We start from the raw sequence: 21,830 nt of genomic DNA, 5'->3' as shown, positions 1-21,830 counted from the left end.
ACGGGATGGTTTGGCACCTCGATGTCGGCTCGTCGCATCCTGGGGCTGGAGCAGGTCCCAAGGGTTCGGCTGTTCGCCGATTAAAGCGGCACGCGAGCTGGGTTCAGAACGTCGTGAGACAGTTTGGTCTCTATCCTCTGCGCTCGTTGGAATCTTGAGGAGTCCTGCCCATAGTACGAGAGGACCTGGGTGGACGAACCTCTGGTTTGCCGGTTGTCACGCCAGTGGCATGGCCGGTTGGCTACGTTCGGGTGGGATAACCGCTGAAAGCATCTAAGCGGGAAGCCTTCTCCAAGATAAGGATTCCTTCATGCCCTTCGGGGTGTGTGTACCCCCCATGGAGAACACGTGGTTGATAGGCCGGAGGTGGAAGCCCTGCGAGGGGTGGAGCCGACCGGTACTAACGGGGGAAGGACAATCACACGACTTGCCCGTCGTTCGTGGCGGGTTGCGGGACTGGGTTTGCCGGTCCGGTGGGTTGTCCGGGTGACACGGAGCACTGATGATGGTTGACTGCGATCAGGTTGATGGTGTTGTTGCTTGCGTCCGCTGTCCGGTTCCCGGCCGGCCACTGTTTTTGCCGGCATCGCCCTGTTGGTGGTGTCGTGTGTTTGGTTTTGCGGTGGTCATGGCCCAGGTGAGACGCCCGGTCCCTTTCCGAACCCGGAAGCTAAGGCCTGGCACGGTGATGGTACTGCACTCGGTAGGGTGTGGGAGAGTAACACGCCGCCGCATTCAATCGTTTGAAGGCCCTGATGGTGCAACACCATCAGGGCCTTTACTATATCCGCGGCGGTTTCCTTGGGTTCGTTTCCTCTAAGGCTCGTTGATATGGTCTATCATCATGGTGTTTGACCATCATGATCCTGGGGGTTGGAATGCACTTCTTTACGCCGAAACGGTGCGGCAACACCAATAAGATCATGTACCACGACAAATCGCAGGCGGAGCGTGCGGCGCAGCAGAGCTTCGTGGAACGCGGCGTGGAACTTTGGGTGTATCGATGCCAATACTGCAGCACATGGCATCTCACCAGTCATGATCCAGACAATGCGTGGGTGCACACGCCGCTGAACCAGCAGATCAAACCTCACTCCCGGAAAAAAGGGTACAAGCCGCGCCGCCGCTAGCATCCGTTGCAGAACACCTGAAGAAGTACCTAAAGACGGAAGAGCCGTATGTCGGCTCTCTTTACCATCGTCTAGCGATCGAGGCGGAATCCCTGTGCCTTGGCGATCGGCTCCACCGTCTTGCTGCCCATCGGCGCGACGGCGTTCTTGGCGATCTGGTCACTGAAGGCGTCCACCGGCCGATCGGTGTTGCGCAGATCGTAATACTGGTGCACGGCAGCGTCGAAATCGGCGATGTCATTCAGCAGCGTTCCACTATCCGCTGGATACGCGTTTTCGAAGATCTGCACGGACTTCGGCAGTCGCGGCTTCAGCGCCGGATCCTGCGCGGGCCGTCCGATGGCCAGACCAAGCACGGGATACGTGTACTTCGGCAGCTTCAGCAGGTCGATCAGACCCTGCACGTCGTTCAGCAGCGAACCGAGAATCACACAACCCAGTCCGAGCGAATACGCGGCGGTCTCCATGGCATGCAGGGCGAGAACGGCGTCGTTCTGCGCCTGAGAGTACCGGTAGCTGCCGTTGAGCGTGAAGGCTTCGGAATCCACGTCCACACCCTTGGCCGCGGCGATCTCGGCGTTACGGTGCTCATCCAGAACAAAAACATACAGCAGCGGCGCCTGTGCGATATACGGCTGATGTCCGATTTCGGCCAGTTTGGCCTTCACCGCCGGATCAGTGACGCGAATCGCGGACCAATCGTTAAGATACTGGCTGGACGCGGCGTGCTGCGCCACGGTCTCCAACACATCCACCACATCAGCGGGGATGGTTTCATCAGCGAACGCACGGATGGACCTGCGGTTCAGCAGCGTGGTGATGGTCGGATTATCGAGATCATACGTGGTGTTTGTCATGCCTCCATTGTGACCCAACACCGTACGGAATCATAGAGGGATGCGACGGAATTACGTTTTGGGCGCAAGACCGGTTCGGTTATCTGCCGTTGCGCCGGTGACGCCTATTCACCAGAGCCTGCGAACCATGCTCGCTGGCCTGTGAGACCAGAAAACCCACGGCTGCGGAAACCCCGGCGAACAAGGCTCCGGAGAACGCCTTGGTGAGCGGATTCTGTTTCGCCACATGCTTGCCGCCCCGGTTCCAGAACACCTCCAGCAGTTTGCTGGCCACGAAACCGGTGACCGTGGGGAACGTGAACTTGACGATCTTATCGATGGCGTCGTCGGGATCGGCCTCGAACGCCTTGCGCTTGGCGGTCACCTTGTCGTTGACGGCGTCCAAACGCCTGACGACGTCGTCGGCGCCGGACGAGATCTGACGGTTGGTATGCGAATCAGTCATGACCACCATTATTCCATGTATAGGATTCCCCTCGGTCGGCTCGGCCATCTGTCCGACCGGCTTGTCTGATTCGCCGATCACGTCGGTTATCGACTTTCTCGATGGCGACACATCGATTTTTGCGTTGGCCTCAGGGTTGTGCGGGGAAACAATACGCGATTAGCATCGCAATTGTGCGGTTGATCGAGGCGTCGTTGGGGGATGAACGTCATCGTGAGCCGCATATGACGTAGGTATTGATCGCATACCCGATCGGTCCGGCCGGGGATATCCCCACGGGAAGCGATTCCCGAACCGGGCCGATCGGATATGCGGGGGGAGGATGATCATCATGACCGCAATAACCGCAACGATTTCGTTGGTCGGATCCGCAATCGTCGCCGCATGGTCGTCAACCACGTCGGCATTGGGCTCCTCCGGCTACGTGGACGCCGACAGCGGGGTGATCGCTCCGTTCTCGGCGGTTACCTCCTCGGCGGCTACTGCCTCGACCGTCACTGCGTCGTCGGTCACTGCAGAAGCCAGACGGTAGCGTCCCGGGGAAGCAGACCGTCCTCCGTAAGGTCGACGGAAGCGACCGCCACTTCACCATCGGGCAGCGGCAGCGGATCCGCACCGAAGTTGGTGATGCTGATCAGACGTCCGCCCTCCGCAGTGGGGCGGGCATAGGCGATCACCGTTTCCGCGCGCTCGCTGGCCACCTCATCGTCCACCCAGGTCAACGAAACATCGCCGGTGGGGGTGAGCAGGCGCTGCCGGATATCCAACACGCGACGATACAGATTCAGCATCGACCCGTCGTCCGCGTCCTCGGCATCGGCCGCATAATCCTTGAACCACAACGGTTGCGGCAAATGCGGTTCCGCCGCCGGGGAATCGTCCGGCCGGTCGTCGGAGAAGCCGAACGATCCTGTGGTACCGTCGCCGAACTTCCACAGACTGGCATTACGACCGTCCGCATTATCGTCGATGCTGCTGCCGATCGCCTGATCACTCCATTCGGCGATCCGCGGAGCGCCTGAAGCCTTCCACGGCAATGGCACGCGGCATCCGTCACGGCCCTTGACCGCGAACTGATGACGGCTGGTGCGCGAATACGGGTCCTCCAGACGATCCCACGGAATATTCGCAACCTCGAACAGGCCTAGCTCCTCACCCTGATAAATGTACGCGGCGCCGGGAAGACCCAATTCCATCATCGCCGCCGCCCGCGCTCGACGTGCGCCGAGGGGACGATCCTCATCGACCAGATCGCCGTTGCGCAGCAGCCACGCCTCGACCAGCTGATGGTAGGCGTGGGTTTTAAGCGTCGGCAGCGCGTATCTGCTGGCGGAACGCGGCACATCGTGATTGTTCATCACCCAAGTGGTGGTGGAGCCGGATCGGTCGGCCGAAGCGAGTCCCTCCTCGATGGCCGTGCGCATTGCGTCGCGATCCCAGTCGGCCTTGGCGAATTCGAAGTTGAACACCTGGCCGAGCTCGTCCGGCGAAGCGTACAGCGCCTGATGCTCGGGGGCGATCCACGCTTCGGCCACGGCGAACCGCGGCGGATCGTACTCGTTGAACACCTTGCGCCACTCACGGTAGATGTCGTGTACTTCAGGGCGGTCGAACAGCGGGTTGTCGCCGTTCGGGTTGAACTGGTCGAGCGTGGACCAATGACCAAGCTCCTCAAGCGGCTTCGACTCCAGATCCTTCGCCATGCCGTGCGCCACATCCACGCGGAACCCGTCGGTGCCGTGATCCGACCAGAACCGCAGCGTTTTCTTGAACTCCTCGTGCACCTCCGGGTTCTTCCAATTGAGATCCGGCTGCTGCTTGGCGAACAGGTGCAGATACCACTGACCGTCGTCCACACGCTCCCATGCCGGCCCGCCGAAGATCGACTCCCAGTCGTTCGGCGGAATCTCACCATGCTCGCCCCGCCCCTCGCGGAAGATGTAGCGCTCGCGGGCCGCGGAACCGCGTCCCGCTGTCAGCGCCTCTTGGAACCAGACGTGACGGTCCGCGGTGTGGTTCGGCACGATGTCGACGATCACCTTGATGCCGGCCTCGTGTGCGGCGGCGATCATCTCGTCGAAGTCGTCCATCGTGCCGAGGCGGGGATCGACGTTGCGGTAGTCGATCACATCGTAGCCGCCGTCGTACAGTTCGGACGGGTAGAACGGGGAAAGCCAGATAGCATCCACGCCGAGCTCTCTGAGATACTCCATGCGGTCGGTGACGCCTTTGATGTCGCCGAGTCCGTCGCCGTTCGTGTCGCGGAAGCTGCGCGGATAGACCTGATAAACCACGGCCTGCTTCCACCAGTCGGCATGTTCGTTGTTCAACGTCATGGAATCCCCTTTCGTCGTTGTCGCTGCGATCGTCGGTGCCGCTGTGATCGTCGCGCGCCGATATTGACGTCGATGTCGCAAATGCTGGTTGAGATAGCGAGCGTATTCGGCGGATGATCCGAACGATTTATTTGAACGATCTAACAATAGCGCCGGGGGTTGACGTTCGTGGAGCGGGTGCGGTGTGGGTGCTGGTGGGCACGCTGCGTTACGTGGACCGGGTGGCCCGCGTAACGCCGTCGGTCACATGGTGAACGGTTCGTAGTAGATGTCGTTGACGTCCACGCCGTTCGCCAGCAGAATTCGACGCACGGCGACCAGCATCGCGTGCGGCCCCGCAACCAGATATATGGCACCGGGACGTATCATCGGCGCCAGCGACTGTTCGTCGGGCCGATGCGTGCTCAGCCGCACGTGCACGTTGCGGTTCCGCTCCCCGAAGGCGACCAGCTCCTGCCGGTAGATGAAATCGTGTTCGCCGCGGGCCGTGTACAGAAAATCGATCAGCCGGCCGGAACCGGCGTACCCCGTCAATACGCCGATCAGCGGCGTGATGCCGATGCCGCCGCCGATGAGCACCAACGGAGTCGCCGCATCGCCTGCGTCGCCTCCCCGCTCATCATGTTCGCGGATGAATTCCGAATACCGGCCGTACGGAGGCACGATGTTCACCGCGGTGCCTGGCTTGAGCGTCGCCAGCCGTGTGGTGAAATCGCCGTCCGCGCGTATGGCGAACGTCATCGGCGGACGACTGTCCTGTCCTGAGGTTGCGTTGCTGCCCCCGCTGTACGAATTCGTCAATGAAAATGGATGGTATTCATGCATGCCGCGTTCCCCGGGAAACGCGATGAACGCGAAATCCCCCGGATTCCAACGGACGTTGCGTGCGCTTTCGCCATCGAGCCCCACCGTGAGCTCCGTAACCCGGTCGGCGATCGGCCGTGCCGAGACGACGTGCCCTCGCAAAGCGTAGATGCGCCGACTGATGACAGTCCATAGGTAATAGGCGAACATCGCGATCGTCGCCGCATCGAACAGGAAGATGAACGGCTTGATTGCGGCGATGTAATCGATCACATGAACATGGATGACGATGATGGCGATGCCCAGCAGATTCAAACGATGCAGCCATACGCTCATCTCATGGCGGAACACGCGCTCCAACGTTCGTTTGACGCGTGCGAGCCATGCCACGCGGCTGGTGAGCCATCCCGCCAGAAACACCATCGACCACACCGCCACCGCGATGAACAGATACAATCCCACATGGCCGGTTAGCCCGATCAGTGCGCCCGCTCCCGGCAGCAACGACTGATGGATGAACGCCACGACGATGGCCGATACGGCCAGAATGCCGTGGATCATATACATGTGCGGCAGTCCGACCGTCCTGTCCACCCAGCGGGGGCGGCATGCCAGATACACGGCGGCCAGCATCCACGTATATGCCACGACGCCGAGTTCGATGCCGAACAATTCGTTGGAATACAAGGAGGGAAGACCCGTAGCGAGTGTGGCGAGGAACGGCAGCGGCACGACGAACAGTGCGACTGCCCATGCCAGCGTGATCGATATGGTAATGCGTTTCATGTGAATCCTTTATGAGTCCTTATGTCGTGGGAATCCGATTATGGAGACAAGGGAATCGGTGGCGGCGCGGCATTCGGGGTCGCGCACCAGAACCGCCTGCACATTCGGGGAGGCGTGGGCGGCGAGGATGCCACGGAACCGCTGCTCGCCGGCGATGATGGCGGTCGTCGCCCACATGTCGGCGAACACCAGACGGTCATGGACGACGGTCGCCTGCGCAATGTCATGCGAACGTCGTGTGATGTGTTCGCCGCGTTTGGAGGTTCCCGACGTGGCGATCGCGCCGTCGCGCAGGGATATGGTACGGATGATGGGCGGTTGTTGCGGATCGTATTTTTCCGGGGCGATGCCGCTGATGCCGCTGATGCTGCCGACGAGTGGGTTCTCGATGCCGATGCGCCAGACGAAATCACTGTCGTCACGCACCGCGGTCTGGATATCGCCGCCTCCGCCCAATGCGGCGGCGGCGCAGTGCCCATCGCGGATCAGCGGCATAAGAAACCGTTGATGAGCCATCTCGATGGCCCACCCCTTGACGATGCCCGTTGGATCGTAGACGCCGCTGTGCATGGGATCGAAGCACCCGTCGGTAAGCTGCTTCGACTGCTGGCAGAGTGCGTAGACTTCCGCGAAATCTCGGTCGCGCAGCAACGCCGACCAATCTCCGGAACGTGCCTTGGCGATGAGCGAGTCGTTGAGGAACGGGGAGAAGCGGGTCTCGACGTCGTGAAGGCATGCGTCGATGAGCGTGATGGTTTCGTCGGCGATTGCGGCGAGATCACGCGGCGATTGCCGTGGCGCGGCTACGATCTGCATGGTGAACGGCACGGTCATCGCATGGGTGACGCGGGCATGAATGGTTGGCCTGGATGGTGTCGACGTCATCGCTGATTCAGCGCCTGATTGATGGCGTCCTGCAATGAGTTCGCGAACGCCGTGGAGGTTTCGGTGGCGCCGCTGACGAATTGGATGTCGGAACTTTGCGCACTGATCGCCCGGTCGGCGAGTTCGGGAATGGCCTGCGCGCTGATCGCCTGCGACCGATCGGTGTGATTCGGATAGCTGACCGCGTTGATTGCGGTGATTTTGCCGCCCTTGACCGTAACCTGCAGCTGCACCTCGCCATATTCGTTCGGGGAGGCGACGCTGGTGTATGTGCCGTCGGCGAGCGTGGACGTCGCCGTGCCGGAGTTGTTCGAGTTGTTCGAGCCGACTGAGCCGGAATTCGTGTCCGGCGACGATCCGACCGAATCGTCGGGTGAGACGGATGCGCCTAGTGTCGCTCCGGACGCAGCGGATTGGCCCTGCATCTGATGAGGCTTGACGAACAACAGGAAGGCGTCGCCGATGATGGCGAGGCCGGCGATGGCGGTCACCGCCGCGCGCGTAATGGTCGCGTTCATGAGAATCCCCCTAATGACATCATGACATCGATCGTCGGTGTCGAGCGTAAAAACGGCTACTGGGCGATTTCTGCGCCAAAACCGGGAATTTGCTGGGAATACGGGGTTATGAATCCGAAATGTGACCTATCTCATACGGTAACGTATGCGTCGCGCGCCTGCCGTGACGCAACAAACCGTCGAAAACGCGAGTTGTGAGGCTTCGCTTTGCCGAGACAGCGATTATCCACGAGCTTCAGGCTCAGAAACGCTGCAATTCCGCGGTTGGGATTTTGCCATTTGTGGCGTTCCCTATTGGAAAGCCTCACAACTCGGGTTTCCGCCTTCCTGCTGGTAGATTGCTGTGTGGAAGCGATGTGCCGATGGGGGTGCGATATGAGCGTTTCAATAGGCGTTCCGACAATCGAGGACCTGCCGCCGTATGATGGCGGCGATCTGGGGGCGATTCCCGATGCGGCAGCCGGAACTCCGGGCGAGGAGAGCAATGAGAGCGGTGGGAACGGCGGGACCACGTTCCGCGTATGGGCGCCGACCGCGAGCCGCGTGGAACTCCGCCTGTTTCGCGATGGCGATTCCGGCGGCGTGGAAGCGACTTATGATCTCATCCGTCACGAAGCGGACGGCACCTGGGCCAAGCGCGTCGATGGCGTGGGGCACGGCACATACTATGACTATCTGGTGTTCTTCGCAGACGGGACGAGCCGCCGCACCGCCGACCCGTGGGCGCGCGCGGCCGGCGTGAACGGTCGACGCAGCATGGTCGTGGACCTGCGCCGAACCAATCCTGCAGGATGGGACGACGACCGAGCGCCGGATGTTCCGATCAATCGTCTGGTGGTCTGGGAGACCCACGTCGGCGATTTCAGCAACGATCCGCATAGCGGCGTGCCGGCCGAGCATCGAGGAACGTATCTGGCCTTCACCCATCCCGATACCAGTGTGGACGGCGAGGGGGATTTCCCCACCTGCATGGCGTATCTGCGGCGGCTTGGCGTCACCGCCGTGCAGCTCATGCCGATCTTCGATTTCGGGTCGGTGGACGAAGCCGCCCTGCGGAATGCCGACGACGATGCCGTGGCGGCCCCCTACAACTGGGGATACGATCCGGTCAACTACAACGTTCCGGAAGGCTCATACAGCACCGATCCGTTTGACGGCGCGGTGCGCATCCGCGAATGCAAGCGGATGATTCAGGCGCTGCATGCGAACGGGTTCAAGGTGATCATGGACGTGGTGTACAACCACATGTATTCCGCGGACAACTGGTTCGAGCGCATGGTTCCCGGCTATTTCTGCCGTCGATATGCCGGCGGGACATTGTCCAACGGGTCGGGCTGCGGCAGCGACATGGCATCCGAACGGCCGATGATGCGCCAGTACATCGTCGATTCCGTCGAATACTGGGCGCGTGAATACCACATCGATGGATTCCGGTTCGACCTGATGGGATTGATGGATGTGGACACCATGAACGCGGTGCGTGCCCGGCTCGACGCCCTGCCGGGAGGCGCGGCGAAGATCATGTACGGCGAACCGTGGGCCGCCGACATGACCGCGGTTTCCCCCGATGTCGTGCTTGCCGGCAAACGAGGATTGGCCCGTCTGGATTCGCGGATCGGATTCTTCAGCGATGATACGCGGGATGCGATACGCGGCAACATTTTCCACCACCATAAGCCCGGCTATGTCTCCGGTGCGGCATCGGAGTTCGCGTCGGCCGTGCGGCACGCCGTCGACGCCTGGCGGGGTACCGAGGTCGAGCCGGCCTTCGTGGGGCAGGTCGTTCAGTATGTTTCCGCGCACGACGATCTGACGTTATGGGATAAGCTGTGCGCGGCCATGCGATCGGCGGCGTCCGACAGCTCCGGCGTCAGGTCGGATGAATCCGGACCGGTCGAATCCGGGCCGACCGAGGATGATTACGAGGCCGACCTGGACCGCAGCGGGGACGTCATGGAGGCGAACCGTTTGGCGGCCGGTCTTGTGCTGTCGTCGGCCGGGGTGCCGTTCATGTTGTCGGGCGAGGAGTTCGCGCGCACCAAATACGGCTGCGATAACTCGTACGATCGGCCGGCCGCCTTGAACTGGCTGGATTGGCGGCGCGCCCGGTGTCTGCGTTCGCTGGTGGACTATTATGCGTCGCTGATCCGATGGCGTTTGGGGAATCCGGGGGTGTTCGGCGGACCTCGCATCGTACCTGCGCGCGACGATTCCGTGGTCGTGTTCCGTGTGGGCAACGATTGCGTGACGGTGAATCCCACGAAGCAGATGGCGTGGCAGGGCGTGTCGGCGTTGCGGGCCTCGCATGACTGGGGCCAGTTCGCGCCGCTCGACGATTCGGCGTGGCAGTGCGTGTTCAGCTCCCGTGGCGCGGCGGGATGCGGCGAAGCGAACTGGGAGAGCTATTCGCGCGGTCATGAGCGGCATCTGGCCATACCGCCGCGCAGCTTCTGCATCTGGCGTTGCGAGTGAGGGATGCCGGCAGACTCCGGAAACTCAGGAGACTCAGGAAACTCCGGAAACGCCGAAAAACTTTTGAATGACGGGAATAAACATTTGCGTTCGGAAGTTGAGTGATGTAGGCTCAAGTTTTGGAAAGCGAAAAAGCCTTCCGGATCCTGAACGGGCACCCGGGCGCTGGGTGGCCGGCCGAGATCCGCAGAGACTTGAGCGAAGAACGTAGAACGAAACCTAGACCATAGGAGGACATTATGGGACGCGCAGTTGGTATTGATCTGGGAACCACGAATTCCTGCATCGCAACGCTTGAAGGTGGCCAGCCCACCGTTATCGTGAACGCCGAGGGCGCTCGCACCACGCCGTCCGTGGTGGCGTTCAGCAAGTCCGGAGAGATTCTGGTCGGCGAGGTCGCCAAGCGTCAGGCCGTGACCAACGTCGATCGCACGATCAGCTCCGTGAAGCGTCACATGGGCACCGACTGGAGCGTTGAGATCGACGGCAAGAAGTGGACGCCGCAGGAGATCTCCGCTCAGATTCTGATGAAGCTCAAGAGGGATGCCGAGGCCTACCTCGGCGAGCCCGTGACCGACGCTGTGATCACCTGCCCGGCGTACTTCAACGACGCCCAGCGTCAGGCGACCAAGGACGCCGGCAAGATCGCAGGCCTGAACGTGCTGCGTATCATCAACGAGCCGACCGCGGCCGCGCTGGCCTACGGCCTTGAGAAGGGCAAGGAGGACGAGCGCATTCTGGTCTTCGACCTCGGCGGCGGCACCTTCGATGTCTCCCTGCTGGAGATCGGCAAGGACGACGACGGCTTCTCCACCATTCAGGTGCAGGCCACGAACGGCGACAACCGCCTGGGCGGCGACGACTGGGATCAGAAGATCATCGACTGGCTGGTCGGTGAGGTGAAGAACAAGTACGGCGTCGACCTGAGCAAGGACAAGATCGCCCTGCAGCGTCTGAAGGAAGCCGCCGAGCAGGCGAAGAAGGAGCTGAGCTCCTCCACCTCCACCAGCATCTCCATGCAGTACCTGGCCATGACCCCTGACGGCACCCCGGTGCATCTGGACGAGACTCTGACCCGTGCCCACTTCGAGGAAATGACCTCCGATCTGCTGGGTCGCTGCCGCACCCCGTTCAACAACGTGCTGTCCGATGCAGGCATCTCCGTGAGCCAGATCGACCACGTCGTGCTGGTCGGCGGCTCCACCCGTATGCCCGCCGTCAAGGAGCTCGTCAAGGAGCTCACCGGCGGCAAGGAAGCCAACCAGTCCGTGAACCCGGATGAGGTCGTGGCCGTCGGCGCTGCCGTGCAGTCCGGCGTCATCAAGGGCGACCGCAAGGACGTGCTGCTGATCGACGTGACCCCGCTGTCGCTGGGCATCGAGACCAAGGGCGGCATCATGACCAAGCTGATCGACCGCAACACCGCCATCCCGACCAAGCGCTCCGAGGTGTTCTCCACCGCCGAGGACAACCAGCCGAGCGTGCTGATCCAGGTCTACCAGGGCGAGCGTGAGTTCGCCCGCGACAACAAGCCGCTGGGCACCTTCGAGCTGACCGGCATCGCTCCGGCTCCGCGTGGCATCCCGCAGATCGAGGTCACCTTCGACATCGACGCCAACGGCATCGTGCATGTGTCCGCCAAGGACAAGGGCACCGGCAAGGAGCAGTCGATGACGATCACCGGTGGCTCCGGCCTGCCGAAGGACGAGATCGACCGCATGGTGAAGGAGGCCGAAGCCCACGAGGCCGAGGACAAGCAGCGCCGTGAGGACGCCGAGACCCGCAACCAGGCCGAATCCTTCGCCTACCAGACCGAGAAGCTCGTGAACGACAACAAGGACAAGGTCTCCGACGAGGTCGCCAAGGAGGTCACCGACAAGGTGAACGCCCTGAAGGAAGCCCTGAAGGGTGAGGACATCGAGAAGATAAAGTCCGCCCAGACCGAGCTGATGACCGCGGCCCAGAAGATCGGCGAAGCCCTGTACTCGCAGCAGGGTGCCGCAGGTGCGGCCGGCGCTGCCGGCGCGGGTGCCGCCGGTGCCGCCGGAACCGCCAGCAACGGTGGCGACGACGACGTGGTGGACGCCGAAGTCGTGGACGACGATGACAAGGACAACAAGTAATCATGTCTGAGTTCAACAAGGACGACTACCTGAACGACATGGAGGATGCCGAGTCGCTGAAGAACGACCCGGCATCCGCCGGCTCTGCCGACGCCGATTCAGCCGCGAACAAGACCGGTGCCGATAGCACGGCCGCTGATTCGACGGCCGGTGCGGCCGCATCCGATAAGGACGCCGCCGACAAGAACGGCGAACAGACCGAGGGTGATGGCGAGCAGGCCGACGAGCTGACCCCGCTCGGCAAGGCCAAGAAGGAGGCCGCCGATTACCTGGAGGCCCTGCAGCGCGAACGCGCGGAATTCATCAACTTCCGCAACCGCAGCGCCAAGGAGAAGGACACCTTCCGTCAGCACGGCATCATCGACGTGCTCACCGCGCTGCTGCCCGCGCTCGACGACATCGACCGCATCCGCGAACACAGTGAGATGGACGACTCCTTCAAGGCCGTGGCCGCGAAGATCGACAAGGCCTTCGAGAAGTTCGGCGTGGAGAAGTTCGGCGTCAAGGGCGAGGACTTCGACCCGACGAAGCACGAGGCGATCCTGCACAAGCCGGATCCCGAAGCCGAGAAGGAGACGGTGGACACCGTGGTGGAAGCCGGATACCGCATCGGCGACCGCGTGATCCGCGCCGCCCGAGTGGTCGTAGCATCCCCGCAGAACTAGTGCATCTGGCGCAGGGGGAGTGCGGCATGCAGCTTGGCGGTGTGGTCTCTCCCTCAGTCACGGCTTCGCCGTGCCAGCTCCCTCATCAGAGGGAGCCTGGTGTGGCGCTGACAGCTTCCCCTCAAGGGGAGGCCAAAAAGGGCTGGCGGCATGTGTTGCGCGATCGTAGGCTCGGCCGAACGGCCTTGAGTGTATCGCGCAACACATGCCGCCAGCCCCGGCAATGATGGAAACAACATATCAACAACATCACATACACAATCAAGACTTTTTAGAAAGGAGACATGGAGATGGCTGAGAATGAATGGCTGAACAAGGATTTCTATAAGGTCCTCGGTGTCTCCAAGGACGCATCGGCCGACGAGATCACCAAGGCCTATCGCAAGCTGGCCCGCAAATACCATCCCGATCTGAACAAGACCAAGGAGGCCGAGGAGAAGTTCAAGGACATCTCGGAAGCCTACGATGTGCTGAACAACAAGGATTCCCGTCAGAAGTACGATGCGATCCGCCAGTTCGGCATGGGCGGCGCCCGCTTCGCCGGCGGCTCCGGTCAGGGTGGCTTCGATGCGAGCGGCTTCTCCGACATCTTCGGTTCGATGTTCGGTGCCGGCGCCGGCGGCCCGCAGGGTTCGTCCCGCATCCGCTTCTCGACCGGTGGTCAGGGTGGCCCCGATCTCAACGACATCTTCCAGGCGTTCGGCGGTGCCGCCGGTCAGGGCGGTTTCGGAAGCCGTGGCGGATATCAGTATCAGGAGGCCCCGCAGCCGGAACGCGGCCGTGACCGCAACTCCAAGATCACGCTGACGACCCGTCAGGCGGTCAAGGGCGCCACGGTGTCGCTCGGTCTGGACGGCAGGAAGTTCAAGACCCACATCCCGGCCGGCGTGAAGGACGGTCAGAAGATTCGTCTGGCCGGCAAGGGCCATGCCGGGCTGAACGGCGGCGCTCACGGCGACCTGTACCTCACCGTGCATGTGAAGGCCGACAAGCGGTTCTCGATGCGCGGGCACGACGTGCTGGTCGATCTGCCGCTCACCGTGTCCGAAGCGGCGCTCGGCGGCAAGGTGGATGCCAAGGACATCGACGGCAACATCGTGACGTTCAAGGTGCCCGCCGGCTCCGGCAGCGGCACCGAAGTGCGGCTGAAGGGCAGGGGCGTGCAGAACCCGAAGGGCAACGGCGATCTGATCGGCGTCGTGTCCGTGAAGGTGCCGGGCAATCTCAGCCTGCTGCAGAAGAAGGCGCTCAAGGAGTTCGCCTCGCATAGCAAGGACTTCTCCGAGCAGATCGCTGCCGAGCGTCTGGGCTGATCGCCATGACCAAGATTACGCCGCAGATTCGTCGGGCCTATGCCATGTGCGCCGAAGCGCTGGTGATCGGCCGAGTCACGCTTGACACCGTGGACGAGCTGGGGCTGAACGCCGATATGCCGGTGTTCACGGTGAGCGCGGCTGCCGATCTGGTTGATATTCATCCGCAGACCCTGCGGCAGTACGATCGGTTGGGGCTGATCGTGCCGCAGCGGACGCCGGGCGGCGCCCGACGCTACAGTCTGCGGGACATCGATCGACTCGCCCAGGCGCAGCACATGAGTCAGGACGAGTCGATCAATCTGGCCGGCATCACCCGCGTGCTGGCATTGATGGAGGAAAACCGTCAGCTCAAGCGGCAGAATCGTCTGCTGCGTCGACGTTTGGAAGGCAATCTTGTGTTCGAGGCGGACGCCGACGGCGAGGTGATCGAGGTGCAGCGCATTCGTCGCACCCGAGAGCGTTCCCCGTATCGCCGCACGATTCTTCAGATCACCGCGCGGTAGTCGCCGGAATCGTCGGCGGCGTGTGAGCGCCGTAAGGCGGTGAAGAGCAAAGCTGTGAGGCTTATTGGGCCGTGACCATGGCAATGGTCGCGGCCCTTTTTGTTGTTCGGCGGTATTGAGAGCAATCGAAGTAAGGCCTCGGCAGGTGGGAAGAAGGCCGAGCCGTAAAATTCACGGGGGTTTTGAAGGCGTTTTGAGTCGCCCGTTTTTCACGCATCATCTCACGATGGGGTGGATGAATGCCAAGGGGGTGGGGGTTGGGTGTCGACTATTGCGCTGTTACCGTCTGGAACAGTATGTCGGTAGCGAGTATATCGGCGAGGACTGGAGGTCCGATCACCCAGAAAAGGGGCCTCGTCCGGTGGTGTAGCTGAAGGAAGGGAAGGCATGAGAAACTTCCATAAACACGATAAGCACTCTCTTGGGGGGGGGCTTCGCTCTAGGCTCATTGCCGCCATGGTCTCCGTGGCTGTTTTCGCCGCCTTGGCCGTTCCCTCGGCCATGGCTGTCAATGAAGATGGCGATGCTGAACCGTCTACTGAGAGTGTCGCCGACGCCGCCGAAGCGAAAAACCTCCGTCCGGAGGCCACGGACAAAGCCAAACCTGCCAAAGAGGGCACGGCCAAAGCCGCCGCGGATACCGATCTAGGTGCCCCGGCGCATCGCAAATACATCAAGGACAACGGTGACGGCACCTACTGGCTGAGTCTCGACGTCACCGGCGCATCCCGTGCCAGCACCGAGCAGAAAAACCAGCCCGCCGACGTGGTGCTGGTGATGGACTCCTCAGGCAGCATGGCGTCCTGCGCCGACCCCAATGGCGGCTGGGGCTGCGATACCCGATGGGACATCGCCAAGGCCGATGCCGCAACACTGGCCCAAAAATTGCTGACGGCCGCCAATGCCGCGCTGCCGCAATCCGAACAGGTGCAGATGTCGGTCGTCGATTTCGACACGACATCAACGATCATGCGGTTCGGTTCCAGCCAGTGGAGCACGTCAGCCGCCGATATCTCCCGTTCATTCAATTCGATGGACGCCAGCTCAGGCAATGGTGGCGGAACCAACTGGGAGGCCGCGCTGCGGAATGCAAACTCGTTGAATACGGGCCGTGCCGGCGTACAGAAATACATCATCTTCGTATCCGACGGTGCGCCGACCTTCCGCAACAGCAGCATGGGCGTGACCTGCAGCGGTTGGTTCGATCCCGACGATTGTTCGTATTACCAGAGTGACGGCGTATACGGCACCGGTTCCGGCGACTCCAACGGCTACAATTTCACCGCAGCCGTCAACGAGGCCGGCAAACGTTCCGGCGCCACGCTCTACGCGGTGAGCACCGGATCCGAAGCAAACGACAAGATGAGCCAGTTCGCCGATCGGATCAATCCGACCGGCACGTTCTTCGACGGTACCGATGCCGACAAGCTCTCCGCCGCTTTCGACTCCATCGTCCAGCAGATCCAGAAGAGCTCCATGTATCGCGACGTGTTGATCACGGATGTGCTGTCCGATTGGGCCGTCTGCACCGATTCCCGGGGCGGTACCGGCTGTCTGCAGGAAGTATCCGCCCGAGACAAGGACGGCAACGATGTGACCACATCGGATCCTGCCGCGAAATCCATGAAGAATGATTATGATCCGGCCAGCAAGACCATCACGCTGAATTTCCCGAATGAGACCAAACTGAGTCCGGACGTCATCTACACGGTATCGCTGAAGATCAAACCCACCGACGAGGCCTACCGGTACCTCATCGCGAACAATCAGTACCCGAATACGGGAGATCAGGGAACCGACGCGGAAGGCAATACCAGCAGTTCCGGCAAACCCGGTTTCTTTTCGAACGCCGGTAACGCCGACGGCAGCACCAAGGCGAACGTGTCGTACAAGGTGGTCACCAACGTGAACGGTGAAGAGACCGTAGGGCCCGCGCAAAACGCACTGTACGACAGGCCGGTGATTCAGGTGAAGGTGCCAAGCCTCACGCTCGCCAAAGGTGTGAACAACACCAATGCCGGCGCATATGGGGCTCAGCCGCGCAACTGGAAGCTGTTCGCCCTGAAAACCGACGATCCCGCATACGGCATCAACCCCGCGAATCCGGAAGGGGAGGCCGCCGCTGAAGGTGAGGTCGTCAGCCAATCCATGAAGGCCGTCAAACTTGCCGTCGGCACCTACACGCTTGGGGAATCCGCGGACATGACCACCGGGTACCGGTATTTCGGCGGATACACGGCCGGTGACTGGAACTGCGTGGACGGCGACGGCAAAACCGTGACCGTGCGCAGCAGCGGTGGTAAATCGGCCGTAACCCTGACACCGGGCATCGACGTGACCTGCACGGTGATCAACACCGCCAAACCCGCTTCGATGCTATGGCAGAAGATCGATGCGCATGATCGGGCCGCCCATCTGGGCGGATCCGAATGGACCCTGCAGGGGCCGGACGCCGGTGGCGACACCTATGCCGTGATCGACAATCAGCCCGCCGACGCGACCGCCAAGCCGAACGAGCGTATCGCTGACGTCGATCAGACCTCCGGCGACAAGCAGGATGGCGTCGGCTATCTGCAGGTGGACGGCCTCAAGTGGGGCGATTACACGCTGACCGAAACCAAGGCTCCCCAAGGATATGCGTTGCCGATCGGTGCCGATGCAACCCACAAGGTTTCCGTGCTACCTGGTAACGAGCCCGACGCCGACCCCCGGTTCGTCGTCAGCGTTGGTGAAGACGGGACGATCGTCAACCAGCGGCTCGCCGTCTCCTCCCTGCCGCTGACCGGCGGCACGACCGGCCGTGAATGGACGATCGTCGGTGGAGGTGTGGCATTTGTCGCACTTGCGGCCGTGGCCGCCAGCTTCGGCATCAACGAGTACCGGAGACGGAGGGGCGCGATGGCGTAGTAATTTGCGGGTGCTTCGTTCGCACCTCATCAGTCAGCCTGCGGCTGACAGCTTCCCCTCAAGGGGAAGCCGGGATGGAACCCGTCGATCCCCTTCGCCTTCCCCCTGAGGGGAGGCCGGGATGGTATCCCCTTCACTTTCTCCTTGAGGGGGAGGCCGGGATGGTATCCCCTTTGCCTTCCCCTTGAGGGGAAGGTGGCCGGCGGAGCCGGTCGGATGAGGTGACCAGAAAACCACCACCATCACCACATAACTGAATGCACACCAGGATTTGCGGATCGCGGAGGCCCGACGGGCACCGCCTCCGCGATTGCAGAACACAGTAATCAATGAAAGGAAAAGAGGGTTTCTCATGAAGTTGAGGAAGCTTTTCGCAGGGGTCGCCGCCGCGGCAACCCTTCTGGGCGGCATGGCCCTCGGCGTCGGTACCGCCAACGCCGCTGAGACCATCACGTTGAACGCCGGCGAGCACGGCGTGGTTCAAGGTCACACGTTCAAGGTCGTGGAATTGGCCAAGTACCTTACCGCCAACACCGGTGAAGTGCAGACCGTGGCCGATCGCGACACTGTGGTAAAGGCCATCAAGACCGCCACCGGCAAGGACGTGCCGGCCAATGTCGATCCGATGGTCTGGGCCCAGTCCGGTGACCTCAACGGCACCGGTAACCCGCTGTTCGGCGACAACTCCGCGTTCCCGTGGGGCAGCGACGCCGCCTCCCGCAACTTTGCCAACGCCTTGGTCTCCTACGTCGAGACGAACGGCGCCGAAGCGACCGCCGACGCCGAACCGTACGAACTGTCCGTGCCGGAAGCCGGTCTGTACTTGATCGTCGACACCACCGCCGATGCCACCGCCACGCAGAAGTCCCTGCCGATCATCGTCGGCACCGCCAACACCGCGCTGGGCATGACCGGACAGATCGAGGTGAAGAACCAGAAGACCAACGTGCCGCCGAAGAAGACCGTGACCGGCGACAATGACGGCACCGTGAGCGTGGGAGACGCCCTGCATTACGCCATCGAAGGTGCGGTTCCCTCCACCACCGATCAGGACGCCGAATACACCTATGTGTTCAACGACTACGCTTCGGCCGGTCTGTCCATCGACACCCACAAGACCAACGTCAAGGTGTACGCCGGCGACAACGCCACCGAGGCGCTCGCCGACGCCGAATACACCGTGAGCCCGGCCGATCGGACCGTGACCGGCAACGGCAAGGACATCACCTTCTCCGTCTCCCTGACCAAGGCCGCTCTCGACAAGCTGCAGAACGTGGCCGGCCAGAAACTGACCGTGAAGTACGACGCCACCGTGACCGACGACGCCAAGACCAACCCGGTGACCAACTCCGCCGAGGTAAGCAACGGCGGCAACACCTCCGGTACGAGCACCCCGGTGATCCTGCACAGCAACAGCTTCGAGTTCACCAAGCAGTGGGCCGACGGTTCGACCACCGGACTTGACAAGGCCGTGTTCTCTCTGACCGATGCCAACGGCAAGACGATCACCGCCAGCCCTGATGCCAAGACCGGCAAGGTCTCCTTCTCCGGTCTGGAGAACGGCACCTACACCGTCATCGAGACCACCGTGGCCGAGGGTGCTCAGAACGTGACCGGTAGGTTCACCGTGACCCTGACCTACAACGAGCAGACCAAGGCCACGGATGTGAAGTTCGCCGACACCCCGGCTTCAGATCCGTACGATCTGGTGAAGTTCGCCGACAACGGGACCAAGGCCACCGTGACCAACGTGAAGTCGTTGACGCAGCTGCCGCTCACCGGTGCCGCCGGCGTCGGCATGTTCCTGGTGCTGGCCGCCGTGCTCGGCGGTGCGGCCGTGACCACCTACACCAAGTCCCGTCGCGCCAGCGCGGCACTGCGTGCGTAGGCGATGTGATCTCCCCTCATCAGTCAGCCTTCAGCTGCCAGCTTCCCCCGGAGGGGGAAGCCCATATCAGGTGAGGTGCTGCACTGGACGGCCTTCCCTTCAAGGGGAAGGTGGCCTGCGGAGCAGGTCGGATGAGGTATGAACACCACGAGGCCGGAGGGCTCCTCCTATGGAGAAAACCCTCCGGCTTTTCGCAAACTCATATGACTGTGGTCGGCAAAGGCGCATGACTTCGGCCATATCAGTCGGCATATCAATGGGAGTATGTGATGTCGGAAAGCAGTTTCACCGACGAAGAGGTCCGGTACTTGTTGTCGTTGCCTGCCGTGGAGAGCGTGCATCGCGGGCGTATCCGCTATTCCACGCTGTTCAAACGTGAATGCATGCGCCGGTATCTGGCCGGCGATTCACCGTCGGCCATTTTCTCCGAAGCGGGAATGCCGTCATCGTTGATTGGCTACAAGCGCATCGAACGGTCGATCGCCCGGTGGCGGCAGTCGCTTACCGGCGCGGAGACGGCGGCGGTGCGGGATGGCGGCGGCGGTGGTAACGGTGGTGTTGGGGCTGCGAGACGCCTCAGCGACGATCAAATGGAGGAGTTGTTCGAGAATCCCAGTCGCATTGCGGGGATGTTCGGTCATCGTCGGAAACCCCGGCAACGTGAATACGATGATGTGCGTGATCTGCTGATCGCCCAGCAGACCCGGCGCATCGATGAGCTGGAACGTCGGGTCCGCGAACTGGAGTCACAACAGCAGGAACCGCAGCAGGCGGAACCGCGGCCGTAGGCCTGAACACCGTGGTCATGAATCACGGTGTTCATGAATCACCGTGATCAGACCTCCTGACGGGGCTCGTGCATGACGTGCAGCAGGCGGACCTCGCTGGGTGCCATGCCGAACCGTTTGCGGAACTGGGTGGCGAAGTAGCTGGGATTGGGATACCCCACCATCGATCCCACCCGTTGCACCGGCAGATCGGTGTTCGCCAGCGCCTTGTAGGCGTGCTCCATCCGATAGGCGATCAGATATTCGTTGGGCGTCATGTTCATCGCCGACTTGAACGACCGGACGATATAGCTGGAATGCAGATGAAAAACCTGCGAAAGTTTTCGTGACGTGATGGTCTCGTTGAAATGATCGTCGAGATATCGGCGTACCTGCCGTGCGAGGCGGAACGGGGCCGTCTCCTCCTCGCCCACGATCTGTATCGTCTGCAGGACGTCGATGAACAGCTGCTGCGTGGGCCAGAAGTTGTTCTGCATCTGGCTCGTGCTGGTGGCGAACAGCCGGTCGAACAGGGCGTGCAGCGCCTTGGGGTTCTCGATCCGGCGCTGTCTGAGCAGATACAGCGTGGGCTGGGGCGTGTGGTAGTGCAGAATCGGCACCTCCACCGACGATCGCATCGGCATGGGTTGGGGGCCGGCGTCCCACTCGCTGATCACCGCGAAATGCAGCCAGTAGTATTCGGTCGTCTCGGCGGTGGCCTTCCATGAATAATGATGGTGCTTCGGCAGCAGGATCACGCTTTCGCCGGGGGAGACCGTCATGTTCCGGCCGTCCTCGCTGATGAACAGGCGGCCTCGGGTCACCACGATCAGGATGAAGTACGGCAGGTTGTTGCGGTCGGGATGGCGGTCTCCCGGTTCGAAGACCACATAGTCCCCTTCGATGAAGGTCGGTGCGGGTATGCAGGATATGGAGATGAATTCGCTGTTCATGCCCGGATTCAATTTGTAAGTGCAACACTCGTCTCTGGGTGGCTTGTCTTTGACATTACCTTGCCGAGCTCGCGGTACCAAACCTCGTTGGGCGTTTCCCAGCCCAGGACCTTCAACGGGGTGTCGTTGATCTCGTCGACGATGGCCTGCAGGTCCGCATCCGACAGGTCGTCGAAGCTGGTCCCCTTGGGCAGGTAGCGCCGGATCCTGCCGTTGCGGTTCTCGTTCGTGCCCCGCTGCCACGAGGAGTACGGGTCCGCATAGTAGGTGAGCATGCCCAGCGCCTCGTCCACGAGCAGGTGGCAGGAGGACTCCGTGCCGTTGTCCCACGTGCGGTCGATGCGCGCGGGCGCGGGGATCCGGCTGTAGATGTCGTATTCGGCGCGCGCGGTCGCCAGCGCGCTCTTGTCGGGGATGAACCGGGCGAACAGCTTGCGGCTCTTGCGTTCGGCCTGCGTGTCGATGCACCGTTTCG

General features: G+C 61.9%; 18 protein-coding genes and 2 rRNA genes. 12 read left to right on the top strand and 8 right to left on the bottom strand.

Features of this window, described 5'->3' with window-relative positions; translation table 11 throughout:
- The 3 genes from Uis1B_RS10105 to Uis1B_RS10095 all read left to right on the top strand — a co-directional run.
- Nucleotides 1–424, top strand: a 23S ribosomal RNA gene (locus Uis1B_RS10105); the annotation flags it as partial.
- Nucleotides 425–618: 194 nt separating this feature from the next.
- A 5S ribosomal RNA gene (gene rrf / locus Uis1B_RS10100) occupies nt 619–735 on the top strand.
- Between the two features lie 143 nt (nt 736–878).
- Nucleotides 879–1,130: a hypothetical protein gene (locus Uis1B_RS10095; protein ID WP_101617987.1), complete on the top strand. Its 252-nt coding sequence runs from the start codon at nt 879–881 to the stop codon at nt 1,128–1,130.
- Between the two features lie 71 nt (nt 1,131–1,201).
- Here Uis1B_RS10095 and Uis1B_RS10090 read toward each other — a convergent pair whose 3' ends face one another.
- Entirely contained in the window at nt 1,202–1,987 is a 786-nt protein-coding gene (locus Uis1B_RS10090) for a nitroreductase family protein (protein ID WP_101617982.1), read from the bottom strand.
- 79 nt (nt 1,988–2,066) lie between these two features.
- Entirely contained in the window at nt 2,067–2,432 is a 366-nt protein-coding gene (locus Uis1B_RS10085) for a DUF4235 domain-containing protein (protein ID WP_165782850.1), read from the bottom strand.
- A gap of 331 nt (nt 2,433–2,763) precedes the next feature.
- On the opposite strand from Uis1B_RS10085, the gene Uis1B_RS11915 reads away from it, so the two are divergent.
- Nucleotides 2,764–2,964, top strand: a complete 201-nt coding sequence (locus Uis1B_RS11915; protein WP_133124918.1) for a hypothetical protein — start codon at nt 2,764–2,766, stop codon at nt 2,962–2,964.
- Here the strand turns inward: Uis1B_RS11915 and Uis1B_RS10080 are convergent.
- The 4 genes from Uis1B_RS10080 to Uis1B_RS10065 all read right to left on the bottom strand — a co-directional run bounded on the left by Uis1B_RS10080 (nt 2,942) and on the right by Uis1B_RS10065 (nt 7,761).
- The gene (locus tag Uis1B_RS10080) at nt 2,942–4,768 is read right to left on the bottom strand and encodes a glycoside hydrolase family 13 protein (RefSeq protein ID WP_101617978.1); all 1,827 of its coding nucleotides are present in this window, start codon (nt 4,766–4,768) and stop codon (nt 2,942–2,944) included. The genes Uis1B_RS11915 and Uis1B_RS10080 overlap by 23 nt on opposite strands.
- A gap of 243 nt (nt 4,769–5,011) precedes the next feature.
- Entirely contained in the window at nt 5,012–6,358 is a 1,347-nt protein-coding gene (locus Uis1B_RS10075; protein WP_101617976.1) for a ferric reductase-like transmembrane domain-containing protein, read from the bottom strand.
- A 9-nt stretch (nt 6,359–6,367) separates the two neighbouring features.
- Complete coding sequence (locus tag Uis1B_RS10070; protein ID WP_101617974.1) at nt 6,368–7,243, bottom strand: FAD:protein FMN transferase; 876 nt, start codon at nt 7,241–7,243, stop codon at nt 6,368–6,370.
- Complete coding sequence (locus tag Uis1B_RS10065; RefSeq protein ID WP_101617972.1) at nt 7,240–7,761, bottom strand: FMN-binding protein; 522 nt, start codon at nt 7,759–7,761, stop codon at nt 7,240–7,242. Before Uis1B_RS10065 ends, Uis1B_RS10070 begins: the two co-directional genes overlap by 4 nt.
- Nucleotides 7,762–8,136: 375 nt before the next feature.
- Here Uis1B_RS10065 and Uis1B_RS10060 point away from each other — a divergent pair, with 375 nt between their 5' ends.
- The 8 genes from Uis1B_RS10060 to Uis1B_RS10025 all read left to right on the top strand — a co-directional run bounded on the left by Uis1B_RS10060 (nt 8,137) and on the right by Uis1B_RS10025 (nt 20,423).
- Entirely contained in the window at nt 8,137–10,233 is a 2,097-nt protein-coding gene (locus Uis1B_RS10060) for an alpha-amylase family glycosyl hydrolase (protein ID WP_101617970.1), read from the top strand.
- 239 nt (nt 10,234–10,472) lie between these two features.
- On the top strand, nt 10,473–12,356 hold the full coding sequence (dnaK, locus tag Uis1B_RS10055) for a molecular chaperone DnaK (RefSeq protein ID WP_101617968.1): 1,884 nt from the start codon (nt 10,473–10,475) through the stop codon (nt 12,354–12,356).
- 2 nt (nt 12,357–12,358) lie between these two features.
- Complete coding sequence (gene grpE / locus Uis1B_RS10050) at nt 12,359–13,021, top strand: nucleotide exchange factor GrpE (RefSeq protein WP_101617966.1); 663 nt, start codon at nt 12,359–12,361, stop codon at nt 13,019–13,021.
- Nucleotides 13,022–13,311: 290 nt separating this feature from the next.
- Nucleotides 13,312–14,334, top strand: a complete 1,023-nt coding sequence (locus Uis1B_RS10045) for a DnaJ C-terminal domain-containing protein (RefSeq protein WP_101617985.1) — start codon at nt 13,312–13,314, stop codon at nt 14,332–14,334.
- Between the two features lie 5 nt (nt 14,335–14,339).
- Entirely contained in the window at nt 14,340–14,840 is a 501-nt protein-coding gene (locus Uis1B_RS10040) for a heat shock protein transcriptional repressor HspR (RefSeq protein WP_101617964.1), read from the top strand.
- Between the two features lie 465 nt (nt 14,841–15,305).
- A complete protein-coding gene (locus Uis1B_RS10035; protein WP_165782849.1) occupies nt 15,306–17,747 on the top strand; it encodes a DUF7604 domain-containing protein in 2,442 nt (813 codons plus the stop codon).
- 352 nt (nt 17,748–18,099) lie between these two features.
- The gene (locus Uis1B_RS10030) at nt 18,100–19,635 is read left to right on the top strand and encodes a SpaH/EbpB family LPXTG-anchored major pilin (RefSeq protein ID WP_165782848.1); all 1,536 of its coding nucleotides are present in this window, start codon (nt 18,100–18,102) and stop codon (nt 19,633–19,635) included.
- 269 nt (nt 19,636–19,904) lie between these two features.
- Nucleotides 19,905–20,423: a transposase gene (locus Uis1B_RS10025; protein ID WP_101617959.1), complete on the top strand. Its 519-nt coding sequence runs from the start codon at nt 19,905–19,907 to the stop codon at nt 20,421–20,423.
- A 47-nt stretch (nt 20,424–20,470) separates the two neighbouring features.
- On the opposite strand, the gene Uis1B_RS10020 is transcribed toward Uis1B_RS10025, so the two are convergent.
- Nucleotides 20,471–21,355 (bottom strand): AraC family transcriptional regulator, encoded by an 885-nt coding sequence (locus Uis1B_RS10020; RefSeq protein WP_101617957.1) that lies wholly within the window; start codon nt 21,353–21,355, stop codon nt 20,471–20,473.
- Nucleotides 21,356–21,363: 8 nt separating this feature from the next.
- Nucleotides 21,364–21,830: IS30 family transposase (locus tag Uis1B_RS10015; protein ID WP_133124917.1), on the bottom strand; the 467-nt coding region annotated here is incomplete at its 5' end.

Source organism: Bifidobacterium margollesii, assembly GCF_002860355.1.
Lineage (GTDB): Bacteria > Actinomycetota > Actinomycetes > Actinomycetales > Bifidobacteriaceae > Galliscardovia > Galliscardovia margollesii.
Note: the sequence above shows the minus strand (reverse complement) of the source record. Positions and strands in the feature narration are given on the sequence as shown.